Annotated in this window: 14 protein-coding genes; 7 read left to right on the forward strand and 7 right to left on the reverse strand. The window is 72.4% G+C overall.

Features of this window, described 5'->3' with window-relative positions:
• Positions 1-342 precede the first annotated feature (342 nt).
• Complete coding sequence (locus ACFZAU_RS24310; protein WP_500553909.1) at positions 343-882, reverse strand: hypothetical protein; 540 nt, start codon at positions 880-882, stop codon at positions 343-345.
• 232 nt (positions 883-1,114) lie between these two features.
• On the opposite strand from ACFZAU_RS24310, the gene ACFZAU_RS24315 reads away from it, so the two are divergent.
• Positions 1,115-1,891, forward strand: a complete 777-nt coding sequence (locus ACFZAU_RS24315) for a site-2 protease family protein (RefSeq protein WP_500459669.1) — start codon at positions 1,115-1,117, stop codon at positions 1,889-1,891.
• A gap of 6 nt (positions 1,892-1,897) precedes the next feature.
• Here the strand turns inward: ACFZAU_RS24315 and ACFZAU_RS24320 are convergent, their stop codons facing one another.
• Both ACFZAU_RS24320 and npdG read right to left on the reverse strand, forming a co-directional pair.
• Positions 1,898-2,092 carry a hypothetical protein gene (locus ACFZAU_RS24320; RefSeq protein ID WP_500459670.1) on the reverse strand — a complete coding sequence of 65 codons (195 nt, stop codon included), beginning with the start codon at positions 2,090-2,092 and terminating at the stop codon, positions 1,898-1,900.
• A 62-nt stretch (positions 2,093-2,154) separates the two neighbouring features.
• The gene (gene npdG / locus ACFZAU_RS24325; protein WP_500553910.1) at positions 2,155-2,871 is read right to left on the reverse strand and encodes an NADPH-dependent F420 reductase; all 717 of its coding nucleotides are present in this window, start codon (positions 2,869-2,871) and stop codon (positions 2,155-2,157) included.
• 266 nt (positions 2,872-3,137) lie between these two features.
• Between npdG and ACFZAU_RS24330 the strand changes: the two genes are divergently transcribed.
• The 4 genes from ACFZAU_RS24330 to ACFZAU_RS24345 all read left to right on the forward strand — a co-directional run bounded on the left by ACFZAU_RS24330 (position 3,138) and on the right by ACFZAU_RS24345 (position 6,867).
• On the forward strand, positions 3,138-3,821 hold the full coding sequence (locus ACFZAU_RS24330) for a FadR/GntR family transcriptional regulator (protein WP_500553911.1): 684 nt from the start codon (positions 3,138-3,140) through the stop codon (positions 3,819-3,821).
• A 64-nt stretch (positions 3,822-3,885) separates the two neighbouring features.
• Positions 3,886-4,479: a hypothetical protein gene (locus ACFZAU_RS24335; RefSeq protein WP_500553912.1), complete on the forward strand. Its 594-nt coding sequence runs from the start codon at positions 3,886-3,888 to the stop codon at positions 4,477-4,479.
• Positions 4,480-4,488: 9 nt separating this feature from the next.
• On the forward strand, positions 4,489-5,448 hold the full coding sequence (locus tag ACFZAU_RS24340) for a dihydrodipicolinate synthase family protein (RefSeq protein WP_499598303.1): 960 nt from the start codon (positions 4,489-4,491) through the stop codon (positions 5,446-5,448).
• A gap of 144 nt (positions 5,449-5,592) precedes the next feature.
• Positions 5,593-6,867 (forward strand): MFS transporter, encoded by a 1,275-nt coding sequence (locus ACFZAU_RS24345; RefSeq protein WP_500553913.1) that lies wholly within the window; start codon positions 5,593-5,595, stop codon positions 6,865-6,867.
• Between the two features lie 22 nt (positions 6,868-6,889).
• Here ACFZAU_RS24345 and ACFZAU_RS24350 read toward each other — a convergent pair whose 3' ends face one another.
• From ACFZAU_RS24350 to ACFZAU_RS24365, 4 genes are all read right to left on the reverse strand, one after another.
• Positions 6,890-8,587 carry a carbohydrate binding domain-containing protein gene (locus ACFZAU_RS24350; protein ID WP_500553914.1) on the reverse strand — a complete coding sequence of 566 codons (1,698 nt, stop codon included), beginning with the start codon at positions 8,585-8,587 and terminating at the stop codon, positions 6,890-6,892.
• Positions 8,588-8,753: 166 nt separating this feature from the next.
• Positions 8,754-9,407, reverse strand: coding sequence for an SCO2207 family protein (locus tag ACFZAU_RS24355; protein ID WP_500553915.1), 654 nt, complete (start codon positions 9,405-9,407; stop codon positions 8,754-8,756).
• A 120-nt stretch (positions 9,408-9,527) separates the two neighbouring features.
• The gene (locus tag ACFZAU_RS24360) at positions 9,528-10,517 is read right to left on the reverse strand and encodes a CapA family protein (protein WP_500553916.1); all 990 of its coding nucleotides are present in this window, start codon (positions 10,515-10,517) and stop codon (positions 9,528-9,530) included.
• A gap of 33 nt (positions 10,518-10,550) precedes the next feature.
• Complete coding sequence (locus tag ACFZAU_RS24365; protein ID WP_500459680.1) at positions 10,551-10,784, reverse strand: hypothetical protein; 234 nt, start codon at positions 10,782-10,784, stop codon at positions 10,551-10,553.
• Positions 10,785-10,848: 64 nt separating this feature from the next.
• On the opposite strand from ACFZAU_RS24365, the gene map reads away from it, so the two are divergent.
• Positions 10,849-11,697 carry a type I methionyl aminopeptidase gene (gene map, locus ACFZAU_RS24370; protein WP_500459681.1) on the forward strand — a complete coding sequence of 283 codons (849 nt, stop codon included), beginning with the start codon at positions 10,849-10,851 and terminating at the stop codon, positions 11,695-11,697.
• 123 nt (positions 11,698-11,820) lie between these two features.
• Positions 11,821-12,957 carry an iron uptake system protein EfeO gene (gene efeO / locus ACFZAU_RS24375; protein ID WP_500553917.1) on the forward strand — a complete coding sequence of 379 codons (1,137 nt, stop codon included), beginning with the start codon at positions 11,821-11,823 and terminating at the stop codon, positions 12,955-12,957.
• The last annotated feature ends 18 nt before the right edge of the window (positions 12,958-12,975 follow it).

Raw genomic sequence — 12,975 nt, forward strand, 5'->3', positions numbered from 1 at the left:
GGTACCGAATGATGCGGGCCTGAACCGCGGGGCCGCGGGGTCAGTGAGCCGTTCGGGGCAACCCCGGACTGCCCTCACACCCCCACCGGCCGTTGTGCGCCCATACGAGAGGAGGGGGTGTGTCGGGGTGCGCCCGGAAACGACGAGCGGCGCACGCGGTGCCCAAGGATGTTGAGGTAAACCGCGAGCGTTGAGGACGTGCGCCGGCGCGGCGCCGACCCCACAACGAGCTGCGGGACCCGCACCAATCGCGCCGGGCAATCGGGAGGGAGGGTGGGGGAACAGCCCGCCGCAGGCGCAACGGACCCGCACACAACAACCGGCCGCAACCACAGACCCCGGTCAAAAGCCGCCGCAGGCACTCGCACGGAACCCCGCAAGCCGCGCCGTGACGAATCCGTCCCGGTCCGCCCCGGGCGCCCCCTCGCCCCCGTACCAGCGGACCTCCCCCGGCTCCAGGCCCTCGAACTGCTCCGCCGTGAAGTCCACGTGCTGCGTCGACCACGAGTTGTCCCGAGTCCAGCCGTACAGGCTGTACGTGCGGTGCGCCGCAAAGGGCAGGGACGCCGGCACCTCGGTGCGCCACCCCCTGCCGCCGCCCTCCAGCGACCACACCGTGAACCCCGTCACCGGCCTCCCCCGGCTCCACCTGCCGAGGTGGTCCGACGACTCGTCCGCGTCGGAGTCGGAGTCGGAATCGGAGTCGTAGAGCGTGGCCCCGTCGATGTGGTCGTGGCACACCAGCATCACCCCCAGCGGCCTGCCGTCCTCGCTCACGGCGATGCCGGTGACCCCCGCCGGTGGAACGCCGCACCCGGTCAGTGTGCCGAGCACGGCCGCGATGCCGACCAGTGCCGGCACGACGACCCCCGTCCGCGTCATGGCTTCCCCCGCTCCCCCCGGCCCCGCCGGACACCCCCAGCGTGCCCCCGTACCCCGTACGCGGGGAACCGGTCCGGGCCCGATCGATGGCGGATCGCAACGCGGGCGCAGGAACGTACGGCGTTGGCGGAGCGTTGTCCCGCCGTGGGTTTGCCCCGCGGCAGCCGGATGGCATGATCGGGCGGCCAGGACCACGACCGATGACGCACCGCCTCCGCAGGAGCCCCGAACGATGACGACCGCAGCAACCCGCAGTGAACGGCGGATCAGCCCGATCTTCCTGGGCCTGGTCGCGATCATGGCCGTCTCGGGCTGGGCGGTGTGGACGGACTTCTCCACCAGCACCGGCTTCGCCGTGTTCCTCTTCGTCGTGTCCGGCTGGGTCGTGTCCCTGTGCCTGCACGAGTACGCGCACGCCCGCACCGCGCTGCACGGCGGCGACATCTCGATCGGCGCCAAGGGCTACCTGACCCTGAACCCGCTGAAGTACACGCACGCGCTGCTGAGCATCGTGCTGCCGGTGATCTTCGTGATCCTGGGCGGGATCGGCCTTCCCGGCGGCGCCGTCTTCATCGAGCGGGGCAGGATCCGCGGCCGCTGGAAGCACAGCCTCATCTCGGCGGCGGGCCCGCTGACCAACGTGGTGTGCGCGATCGCCCTGCTGCTGCCCTTCACGCTGGATGTGGTCGACTACCGCGACCCGGCGCAGACGCCCTTCGCGTCCGCGCTGGCGTTCCTGGCGATGCTGCAGGTCACGGCCTCGATCCTGAACCTGCTGCCGGTGCCTGGTCTGGACGGCTACGGCGTGATCGAGCCCTGGCTGTCGTACCGGACGCGGCGCCAGTTGGAGCCGTTCGGCCAGTTCGGGCTGCTGGCAGTCTTCGGTGTGTTGTGGATCCCCGAGGTCAACGCCGCGTTCTTCGGCTTCATCGACTCCGTGACGGCGGCCTTCGGGGTCCCGGGCGACCTGTCGCGCCTTGGTTACGCCTACTTCCAGTTCTGGAAGTAGCGACGCTCAGTTGGCCGTCCCCGGCTCGCCGGCCTCCCGCTCCGCCTTGGCCTTGCGCAGGTAGTACCAGCACATGTTGCTGGTGAGGCCGGCGATCAGGATCCAGAGGACGCCGAGCCAGCTGCCCTCCACGAAGGAGACGACGGCGGCGGCCACGGCGAGCGCGCACAGGACGAGCGCGTAGAGGGCGAGGCGGGGCATGGGGGGCGGCTCCTGTCGGGTCGGTCGCGAACCCGCCCATTGTCCCCCATGCCCCCGCGGCCCTAGACGTCGGTCAGGCGCAGACCGGCGTGGGCCTTGTAGCGGCGGTTGACCGAGATCAGGTTGGCGACCAGCGACTCCACCTGGTGCGCGTTGCGCAGCCGGCCGGCGAAGACGCCGCGGATGCCGGGGATGCGCGCGGCCAGTGCCTGGACCAGGTCGGTGTCGGCCCGGCTGTCCCCGAGGACGAGGACGTCGGTGTCGATCGAGTCGACCTCCGGGTCCTCGAGCGTGACCGCGGAAAGGTGGTGGAAGGCGGCGGTGACCCGGGACTCCGGGAGCAGCGCGGCGGCCTGCTGGGCGGCGCTGCCCTCCTCCGGCTCGAGGGCGTAGGCGCCCTGCTTGTCGAAGCCCAGCGGGTTGACGCAGTCGACGACGAGCTTGCCGGCGAGCTCCTCGCGCAGGGACTCCAGGGTCTCGCCGTGGCCGTCCCACGGGACGGCGACGATGACCACGTCGCTGCTGCGGGCGGTCTCCGTGTTGTCGGCGCCCCGTACGCCGAGGCCGATCCGGTCGGCCGTGGCCTGGGCGCGTTCCGCGGCGCGCGAGCCGATGATCACCTGCTGCCCGGCCTTGGCGAGCCGGTACGCCAGGCCGCGGCCCTGCGGGCCGGTGCCGCCGAGGACGCCGACGACGAGGCCGGACACGTCGGGCAGCTCCCAGGGGTCCTTCGCCGGCGCCTTGGGGGCGGGGGTCTCATTGCCACTGTCAACAGTCATACCGCGATCCTGCCAGGTGGGGACGGTGCCCGGCCCGCACGGACGCTGTGACGCGCCCCGCGCCGACCGATGCCCCGCGGTGCGGGAAAGCCCCCGTCCGCACCGGAATTGGCTCGGCGGACGACGGATGTGAGGTATGACATCGGTGTTGCCTCCTGATCCGCGGCCGCGGGGCGGACGCAGGACGTCCCTCGTCCCGCGGGGCCCGGAGGAGGCACTGACGGAACGTCAAAGGTGCGCGACAGCACAGGGAAAGGCGGCCACCCGTGACCAGAACCGCCGGCAAGGGCCGCGGCCCGGGACTCCAGGACCGCATCGTCGAGCTGATCCACGAACAGCGGCTCGCCCCGGGCGCCACCCTGCCGACCGAACCGCAGTTGATGGACCTGCTCGGTGCGAGCCGCAACAGCGTGCGCGAGGCGGTGCGCGCGCTGCAGGCACTGGGCATCGTGGAGATCCGGCACGGCACGGGCACCTTCGTCGGCGAGGCGCCGCTGCGGGTGATGATGCCCTCGCTCACCTTCCAGCTGCGGTCCCGGGTACGGGCGCTGGCCGACCTCGTCGCGGTGCGCGAGCTGCTGGAGGTCGGCCTGATAGGCGAGGTCGCCGGGACGATACCGGACAACCGGCTGGACGAACTCGACGCGCTCGCCGCCCGGATGGTCGTCGACCCGGACGCGGACCGGGCCTTCCACGCGCTGCTCTACTCCTCCTGCGGCAACGAACTCGTGCTGCAGCTCCTCGACCTGTTCTGGAGCGCCTACCACGAGGTCGGCGCCGCCCTGGTGCCCGCGGACGACCCGGTCGAGCGGGTCGTCGCCAACCACCGCGCCGTCGTCGGCGCGCTGCGCACCGGGGACGCGGGCGCGGCCAGGGCCGCCATGCGCCGGCACTTCACGGACGTGCGGGAGCGGGTGTCCCGGGCGCTGCCCGCGGACACGACCGGCTGACCCCTTCGGGTGAGCGGGGCGCGAAGCGGGGCCGGGCGGGGGCGCGGTCCGCGAGGATGCGGGGATGGATGCCGTACGGGTCGAGGTCGTCCGTGAACTGCTCGCCGGGAGCGAGTGGCCGGAGCTGACCCGGTCCTTCGCCGGCTCGCTGCGCGGGGCCGTCCGCCGGGGGCCCGCCGGTGGGCTGCTGCTCGTCGGCAGCGGGGATTACGAGCCCTGGCACATGGCAGCGCATCTGGACGACGAGGCGGCCTGGAACGGGCTGCCGGAGCTGTCCCCGACGCTGGTGCGGCACCGGGTTCCGCCGGGCGCGCCGCCGCATCTGGCGGTCGGCACGGCCCGTCTGGAGGCGGCGCGCAGGGGCGAGACGGTGCTGGTGGTCACGCCCGAACGGGCCGAGGCCGGGCTGCTGCAGCGAGTGGACGACGCGCGGCGCTCGGGCGCCACGGTGCTGGCGATGGACGCCGGCGACCCGGAGCTGCGCGGGCTGGCGCACGACGCGCTCACCGTGCCGCCGGAGCCCTCCGAGGTCGGCATGGACGTACTGCAGCACCTGGTCAGCGCGGCGGCCGGGCGCCGGGTGCGGCTGCGGGACCGGCTGCCGCGGCTCTCGCGGCTCGCCGAGCAGTTGGTGTCGCCGCCGCCGGCGAGCTGGTAGAAGCGGTCCATGACGGCAACCGGGACCGATCCGCTCCGCCCGCTGCGCGGGGTCGTACCACCTCTGTGCACCCCGTTCACGGAGACGGGGGACGTCGACACCGCGGGGCTGCGCGCCCTGGTCGGGCACGTGCTCTCGGCGGGGGTGCACGGGGTCTTCGTCCTGGGGTCCAGCGGCGAGACGGCCTTCCTCACGGACGCGCAGCGGCGCACCGCGCTGACGACGGTCGTGGAGGCGGTCGGCGGCCGGGTGCCCGTGCTGGCCGGTGTCGTCGACATGACCACCCCGCGTGTCCTGGAGCACGCGCGCGCCGCCGTCGCGGCGGGCGCCGACGCGCTGGTGGCGACCGCCCCCTTCTACGCGGCGACGCATCCGGTGGAGATCGCCGACCACTTCCGCCGGGTGCGGGACGGGGCCGGCGGGGTGCCGTTGTTCGCGTACGACATCCCGTCCGCGGTGCACACCAAGCTGCCCGCGGCGACCGTGCTGGCCCTGGCGGAGGAGGGCACGCTGGCCGGGCTGAAGGACAGCAGCGGCGCGGACGGCCCCATGCGCCGGTTGCTGACGGAGCTGCGCCGCCGCGGCCTGGACTCCTCCTTCGCCCTGCTGACCGGTTCCGAACTGGCCGTGGACGGCGCCCTCCTGGCGGGCGCGCACGGGGTCGTCCCGGGGCTCGGCAACGTGGACCCGCACGGCTACGTACGGCTCCACGCGTACGCCGTCGAGGGACGCTGGCGCGAGGCCGCGGCGGAGCAGGACCGGCTCGCGCAGCTCTACGCCATCGTCGACGCGGGCGCGGACTCCACGCCGATGGGCCCGGTCTCCTCCGCTCTGGGCGGCTTCAAGGCGGCGCTGCGGCTGCGCGGCGTCATCGGCTGCGCGGCGACGGCTCCCCCGCAGGTCCCGCTGGACGACACCGCCGTCGCCGTGGTCCGGCAACGTCTGGCGGCCGCGGGCCTGATGCGCTGACGGCGACGCCCCCGGCCACCGGTGCGCAATTGATCCCGAGGCGGCCCGAGCGGCGCCCGGATGTGAACGGGCCGTGCCGTCACCGGCGCACGGGCCGGAAAACCCGGTTGCGCCGGCGGGCCCGCGCGCGGAGCATGCGACCTCGTGTCCAGACTCCTTCCCGACCTCGCACCGTGGCGGACCTCGCGCGACTTCCGCCTGATGTGGTGCGCGGGCCTGATCACGACCTTCGGCAGCTTCCTGACCTTCGTGGCCGTCCCGGTCCAGGTCAAGGAGCTGACCGGCTCCACCCTCGCGGTCGGCGCCCTCGGCGCCGTCGAACTGGTGCCGCTGATCGTCTGCGGCCTCTACGGCGGTGCGCTCGCGGACGCCCTGGACCGGCGCAAGCTCATCCTGTGGACGGAGGCGGCCCTCGGGGTGCTGTCGGCCGTGCTGCTGGTCAACGCCCTGCTGCCGCGGCCGGTGCTCTGGCCGCTGTACGTGGTGGCCGCGCTGACCAGCGCACTGGGCGGGCTGCAGCGGCCGGCCCTGGACGCGATCGTGCAGCGCATCGTCCCGCACGGGCAACTGACCGCGGCCGCCTCGCTGAACGCGCTGCGCTGGCAGATAGGCGCGATCGCGGCGCCCTCCCTGGCGGGCGTGCTGATCGCGTACGCCGGTCTGCGGTGGGCGTACGCCATCGACGCCCTCACCTTCGCCGTCTCCGTCGTCCTGGGCCTCGGGCTGCGGCCCTCGCCGCCCTCCCACGACGCGAAGCGCCCGTCGCTGAGCTCGATCGCGGAGGGCGCGCGCTACGCGTGGAGCCGCAAGGAGCTGCTGGGCACCTATGTGGTGGACATCGCCGCGACCGGACTGGCCTTCCCGATCGCCGTGTTCCCCTTCATGGCGGACGACCTGGGCGCGCCCTGGTCGCTGGGCCTGATGTACGCGGCCCTGCCCGCCGGTGCGCTGCTGATGAGCCTCACCGGCGGCTGGTCGTCGCGGGTGCACCGGCACGGGCGGGCCGTCGTGCTGGCCGCGGCGGCCTTCGGGCTGTGCATGGCGGCGGCCGGCTGGTCCCGCGACGTGTGGGCGGTGCTGGGCTTCCTGGCGCTGGCGGGGGCGTTCGACATGGTCAGCGGGGTGTTCCGGGCCACGATCTGGAACCAGACCATCCCCGACTCGCTGCGCGGCCGGCTGGCCGGCATCGAACTGCTCTCCTTCACCGTCGGCCCGCAGTTCGGCCAGGTGCGGGCCGGCGGCTCGGCGGCGCTGCTGGGCCTGCGCACCTCGGTGTGGACGGGCGGGCTGGCCTGCGTGGCGGCGGTCGGGGCGCTGGCCGCCTGCCTGCCGACGCTGATGGCGTACGACGCCCGGACCAACGAGCACGCCGTGAGCATGCGGAAGGCGGCGGAGGACGCCGTGTCCTCCGCCGCCTGACCCGTGGGGGGCGGGGGTGCGATCAGCCGGTGAAGCCGGCGGTGATCGAGGTGAACTGCCAGGTGCTCTGGTTGATGCCGGAGCAGTTGCTGGTCACGCCGCCACCGGGGCACGGGCGGTCCCGGTTGACGGCCCAGTAGGCGAGCCGGGCGATGTGGTGGGAGTTGGCCCAGTCCCGGATCTGGGTCCAGATGGCCGGGGTGGTGGTCTCCTGCTGGTCGCTCAGCCCGTTCATGCCGGAGATGCCCAGGTGGGCGTAGGCGGTGGCGTCGTCCCAGCCGAAGGTGGACTTCAGCTTGGCCTTCAGGCCCTCGGCGGCGTTCACGGTGTTGCCGTACATGTCGGCGCCGCCGCCGAAGTCGAACGGCATGATCGTGAAGACGTCGATGTCGGCGCCGAGCGCGTTGGCCCGCTCGACGAGACGGTTGCCCCAGTAGCTCGGGCCGGTCGTCGACGTGCCGAAGGTGATGATCGTGCGGATGCCGGGGTTGTTCTGCTTGACGATCTTCAGGGCGTTGAGCACGCGGTCCTGGACGACCTCGCTCTCGAACTCGTCGGTGTTCTCGATGTCGACGTCGATCGCCTTGAGGCCGTAGGCGTCGATCACCTTCTGGTAGGCACCGGCGAGCGCGGCGGGCGTGGAGCAGTTGGGCCCGAGCTTGTTGCCGCTCCAGCCGCCGATGGACGGGACGATGTCGCCGCCCGCGGCGCGGATCGCGTTGATGGTGGACTGGTCGGTGCCGCCGGTCAGCGGACGGGAGCCGTCCCAGGCGGGGTTGCAGCCGCCGGAGGAGAGGATGAAGGCCATGGTGAACCACTTGATGCCGGTGGCGCTCATCACCGTGGCCGGGCTGGGCGGGTCGCCCCAGCCGAGGTAGAGGTAGGGCGCGGCCTGCTTGAAGCCGGTGCCCCCGCCGCCGCCGGCGTTGGTGGTGACGCTCACCGCGTTGGAGGCGGCCGAGGTGTTGCCCGCGGCGTCGCGCGCCTTGACGGTGAAGGTGTAGGCGGTGCTCGCGGCCAGTCCGGTGACGGTGGCGGAGGTGCCGGTGACGGTGGTGGCGAGGGTGCTGCCGCGGTAGACGTCGTAGCTGGTGACGCCGGTGTTGTCGGAGGAGGCGTTCCAGGACAGCGAGACGCTGGAGGCGGTCTTGCCGGTGGAGGTGAGGCCGCTGGGCGCGGTGGGCGCCTGCGTGTCACCGCCGCCCCCGCCGCCGGGGCCGTCGAGGCTGATGTCGTCGGCGTTGTAGGCGCCCTGGGCGTACCAGCCGTGCACGTAGATCTGGACGCTGGTCTGCGCGGCGCCGGTGGTGAAGGGGACGGTCAGTTGGGTGTAGGAGGCGGCGGACGGGGTCCAGGTGGACGCGCCGCCGGTCACGCCGAGGTAGACGTACGCGCCGCGCACCCAACCGGAGAGCGTGTACGCGGTGTTCGGCTGCACGGAGACCGTCTGGGTGCACTGGGCGGTGTCGCTGCTGCTGACGGCGCCGGCGAGTGCCTTGGTGCCGCCGTGCACGGGGCTGCCGACGACCGATCCGCCGGAGCAGGACCAGCCGGAGAGGCTGCCGCTCTCGAAACCGGGGTTGGTGACGAGGTTGGCGGCGTGGGCGGTGCCGGGCAGGGCGATCAGGCTGCCCGCGGCGGCGAGGAAGGCGGCGGTGAGGCCGGCGAGGATGCGGGACCTGCGTGATCCCGGGCGGGGGACATGACGACGGAAGAGCACGTGACCTCCCTGTGGGGGGCGGGGGGCTGCGCTGTGCGAGTGGTCTGGACCGTTGGTCTGGACCTGTCATCGCGGATTGAAGCGAACTGTCGTGCTCCCGTCAAGAGGTCCGGGCCACCGCCGCTTCCTGGTTCGGCAGTGGCCCGGACCGGCCGCGGTGTCCCGGTCAGCCGACGCGTTCGATGCGCGCCTTCCTGATGAGGAACTTCCCGGGCTCCCGGACCTGCTCGAAGGCCGCGTTGTTCAGCAGCGCGCAGCTCCCGGAGGTCGAAGTCACCGACACCGTGGTCGACTTGTTGTTGTCCAGGTTGGTCACCTTGAGCCTGGTGCCCAGCGGGAACTGGTTGCTGGAGGCGGCGGGCGCACCGGCCTCGCCGGAGAGGGTGACCGTCGATCCCGCGCAGACGACCTGGCCGCCGTCGGCCGGCGGCGCGGCCTGGCCCTGGTTCTGGCCCTGGCTCTGGCCCTGCCCCTGGTTCTGCTGGTTCTGGCCCTGCTGGTTCTGGCCCTGTCCGGCGGGGGCGGCCGGTGCCGCGGGCGCCGCCTGGGCGGCTCCGCAGCCGGAGGCCGCCCGCTGCACGTTGATCTGCTGGATCACGGCCTCGCGGTTGGCGATCCGCGCCGCCGACTGGGAGTCGGGGTTGGCGCGTTGCCCCGCGATGAAGTTCTCGTTGTTGCGCAGTGCCTGGTCGAGCCCGTCGCACACCACCGAGGCGTGTCCCATGCTCATCGTCACCACGGCGAAGCCGCCGGCCAGGGTCGCCGCCCCGGTCGCGAGCGCGATCTTCTGCTTGGTGCTCATCGTGCGCTTCCTGGACATGGGGCCCCTTTCCTCCGACCGGCCGTCGGTCGGTTCCGGTCCACGTGCCCTGGGAAACGGAGCGCGGCTGGTCTGGACCTCAATCCGTTCGGAATCTCGGACAGGAAGGGGGTGCGTGTGCTACGGGCGGGTAGCCTCGGCGTCCCAGCGGACCACCAGCCGTCCGCCCTCCTCCGTGACCTCGTGCCCGAACGCGGCGCAGGCGCGTCGGAACCGCCGTGCGATCCAGGCCCGTTCACCGCGGTCGGCCAGTCGGGTGAAGCAGAGGTCGAGGGCGATCGGCACCGCCTCCAGCCGGACGGGGCGCCGCCCGGCGGGGTCGAAGGTGACGAGGAAGAGCAGACCTCGGTCGTTGCGCAGCCGCGGGTCGGTCGCGTAGTCGTCGACGAGGTCCCCGAGGTCGTAGAGCACCCCGTCCGTCACGCCGTGGAAGACGTGCGCGGAGGTGCCCGCCACGAGCGTGGCGCCCGCCGTGCGCAGGGCCGATGCGGCGTCGCGGATGTAGCGGGCCGGACGGGTGGTCATGTTGGGCCCCCAGTGCGGGGTGACGAGTACCGCCGGGGCCCGCGCGCGCAGGCCCGCGACGCCGTCGGTGAGCCAGCGCGGGACGCCCCCGGCCAGGTCGGCGTAGGCCACCCCGGGGCGGTTCGGCCCCGCGGCGTACTCCGGCGGATGGTCGGTGACGCCGAGGACGCCGAGGGCCGGGGAGCCCCCGACGCCGCCCAGCACCACCGGTGCGCGCGCCGCGGCCTCGTCCGGTCCGGCCCCGACGGCCGCGATCCCGGCGCCGGCCAGGTGCTCCAGGGTGTCCAGCAGCGCCGTCCGGCCGTAGTCCAGGGCGTGGTTGTTGGCCAGGTTGACGCAGCTGACGCCCAGGTGCGTCAGGGCGCGCACGGCGACCGGCGGGGCGCGGAAGAAGAAGGGCTTGAAGGGGTCGGGCCAGGGCTCGCCGCGGTCGGAGATCGCGCACTCCAGGTTGAGGACGAAGAGGTCCGCCTCCCGCGCGGCGGCCACGACCTCCTCGGAGAACAGCGCCTCCGCGGGGGCCTCGGCCAGCCGCGCGGCGACCGTGCGGCCGAGCATGGTGTCGCCGGCCAGTCCCAGCTTCACCCTTCCATCGTGCACCCGGCCCCCGCGGCCCGGTCAGCCCTCCTCGTCCTCCCGCGCACGGTCCTTCCAGCGCGGGTCGTTCTCCCACTGCAGGTTCCGCTCGGCGGCCGTCTCCATCGCCCGCTCCGCGTCCGCGCGGCTCGGGTACGGCCCCATGCGGTCCTTGGCGGGGCACTCCGGCCCCTCCTCGACCTTGTGGTGCTCGATGCAGTAGAACCACTCGCCGGGCTTCCCCGCGGGCTTGCGGACTCGCCTGAACAGCGCCATCGTCCCTCCTCGTACGACGTCCTGCCGCCATGCTGCCCGACCGGCCGCCGATACACTCGCTGACATGTCTGTCCTGGTTCCCGGCAAGCTCTCCCCCATCCGTCCCGTGCCCGCCTCGATCCCGCGTCCGGAGTACGTGGGCCGGCCGGCGCCGCGGCCCTACGACGGCCCCGAGGTGCAGTCCGCGGAGACGATCGAGAAGATGCGGATCGCCTCGCGGATCGCCGCGCGGGCCATGGAGGAGGCGGCGAAGGCGATCGCGCCCGGCGTCGCCACCGACGAGCTGGACCGGATCGCGCACACGTACATGTGCGACCACCAGGCCTACCCCTCGGACCTCGGGTACCGGGGCTTCCCCAAGTCGCTGTGCTCCTCCATCAACGAGGTCATCTGCCACGGCATCCCCGACTCCACCGAGCTGCGCGACGGCGACATCGTCAACCTGGACGTCACGGCCTACATCCACGGGGTGCACGGGGACACCAACGCCACCTACTTCGTCGGTGAAGTCGCCGAGGAATCAAGGCTGTTGGTGGAACGCACGCGGGAATCCCTGAATCGCGCCATCAAAGCGGTGAAGCCGGGACGGCAGATCAATGTGATCGGCAGGGTCATCGAGTCCTATGCCAAACGATTCGATTACGGTGTCGTGCGCGACTTCACCGGCCACGGCATCAACACCGCCTTCCACTCCGGCCTGATCGTCCCGCACTACGACGACCCCCGCGCCACCACCGTCATGAAGCCGGGGATGACCTTCACCATCGAGCCGATGCTGACCCTGGGCACCCACGAGTACGAGATCTGGGACGACGGCTGGACGGTCGTCACGAAGGACCGCAAGCGCACCGCGCAGTTCGAGCACACCCTTGTGGTGACGGACACAGGCGCGGAGGTACTGACACTCCCTTGACCTTTCCATTGCCCTTCCTTTACGAAAAGCAGAAGAAGGCGCAGGGAGCCTCGGATAGGTTAGGCAAGCCTTTCACAGGAAAGGCTTGCCTAACGTGTTTTCCCTGAGCCGCCTGGAGATCGCATGTCCGCCGTCCGCATGTCCGCCGTCGCCGCCGCCGGCATAGTGGTCGCCGTCACCGCCGTCACCGGATGCGCGGAGAAAGCGGACGGCAAGGCCTCCGACGCGATCACGGTGACCGCGACGGACAGCAAGTGCGAGGTCTCCAGGACCAGTTTCCCGGCCGGGCACGTGCAGCTGGCCGTCGAGAACAAGGGCTCCAAGGTCACCGAGGTCTACGTCTACACGCCCAGCGACCAGATCGTGACCGAGCGGGAGAACATCGGCCCCGGCACCAAGGCCACCATCACCGCCGAGATCAAGGCCGGCACGTACGAGATCGCCTGCAAGCCCGGCATGCAGGGCGACGGCATCCGGCAGAAGATCACCGTCACCGGCAAGGGCGCCGCCAAGGGCGACCCGCGGCTGGACGCCGCGGTGGCCGCGTACCGCAAGTACGCGCAGGAGCAGGCCGACCAGACCATCCCGGTGGTCCAGCAGTTCGCCGACGCCGTCAAGGCGGGCGACGTGGAGAAGGCCAAGTCCCTCTTCGCGCCCTCCCGCGTCGGCTGGGAGCGCACCGAGCCGGTGGCGGAGTCCTTCGGCGACATCGACCCGCTGACCGACACCCGCGAGGACGGCCTGGAGGACGGCCAGAAGTGGACCGGCTGGCACCGGCTGGAGAAGTCCCTGTGGCAGGAGAAGAAGGCCGGCGCCGAGGAGGGCGCCCTCGCCGACCAGCTCGTCACCGACCTGAAGGACTGGCAGACCCGCGTCGGCAAGGCCGACATCACCGCCACCAGCATGGCCAACGGTGCCAAGGAACTGCTGGACGAGGTCGCCACCGGCAAGATCACCGGTGAGGAGGACCGCTACTCCCACACCGACCTGTCGGACTTCCAGGCCAACGTCGAGGGCGCGATGAAGGCCTACGAACTGCTGAAGCCGGTCGCCGCCGAGAACGACGCGGCCCTGGCCGCCGACCTCGACAAGCAGTTCCCGGCCCTGACGGCGCTGCTCGACAAGTACCGCAAGGGCGGCAGCACCACGGAGTTCGTCTCCTACGAGACCGTCGGCAAGGACCAGCGCAAGGAGCTCTCGGACGCCGTCAACGCGCTCGCCGAGCCCCTGTCGAAGCTCGCCGCGGCCGTCGCCAAGTAACCCGAGGGGGCACCGGAC

The sequence above is a fragment of the Streptomyces sp. NPDC008238 genome (assembly GCF_042956445.1).
Classification (GTDB): Bacteria; Actinomycetota; Actinomycetes; order Streptomycetales; family Streptomycetaceae; genus Actinacidiphila.

What these genes read in the sequence shown, in the direction of transcription:
- npdG (WP_500553910.1), bottom strand. Translation starts at nt 2,871, where the DNA reads ATGACTGTTGACAGTGGCAATGAGACCCCCGCCCCCAAGGCGCCGGCG.
- map (WP_500459681.1), top strand. Translation starts at nt 10,849, where the DNA reads ATGTCTGTCCTGGTTCCCGGCAAGCTCTCCCCCATCCGTCCCGTGCCC.
- ACFZAU_RS24320 (WP_500459670.1), bottom strand. Translation starts at nt 2,092, where the DNA reads ATGCCCCGCCTCGCCCTCTACGCGCTCGTCCTGTGCGCGCTCGCCGTG.
- ACFZAU_RS24365 (WP_500459680.1), bottom strand. Translation starts at nt 10,784, where the DNA reads ATGGCGCTGTTCAGGCGAGTCCGCAAGCCCGCGGGGAAGCCCGGCGAG.
- ACFZAU_RS24310 (WP_500553909.1), bottom strand. Translation starts at nt 882, where the DNA reads ATGACGCGGACGGGGGTCGTCGTGCCGGCACTGGTCGGCATCGCGGCC.
- ACFZAU_RS24315 (WP_500459669.1), top strand. Translation starts at nt 1,115, where the DNA reads ATGACGACCGCAGCAACCCGCAGTGAACGGCGGATCAGCCCGATCTTC.
- ACFZAU_RS24355 (WP_500553915.1), bottom strand. Translation starts at nt 9,407, where the DNA reads ATGTCCAGGAAGCGCACGATGAGCACCAAGCAGAAGATCGCGCTCGCG.
- ACFZAU_RS24335 (WP_500553912.1), top strand. Translation starts at nt 3,886, where the DNA reads ATGGATGCCGTACGGGTCGAGGTCGTCCGTGAACTGCTCGCCGGGAGC.
- efeO (WP_500553917.1), top strand. Translation starts at nt 11,821, where the DNA reads ATGTCCGCCGTCCGCATGTCCGCCGTCGCCGCCGCCGGCATAGTGGTC.
- ACFZAU_RS24340 (WP_499598303.1), top strand. Translation starts at nt 4,489, where the DNA reads ATGACGGCAACCGGGACCGATCCGCTCCGCCCGCTGCGCGGGGTCGTA.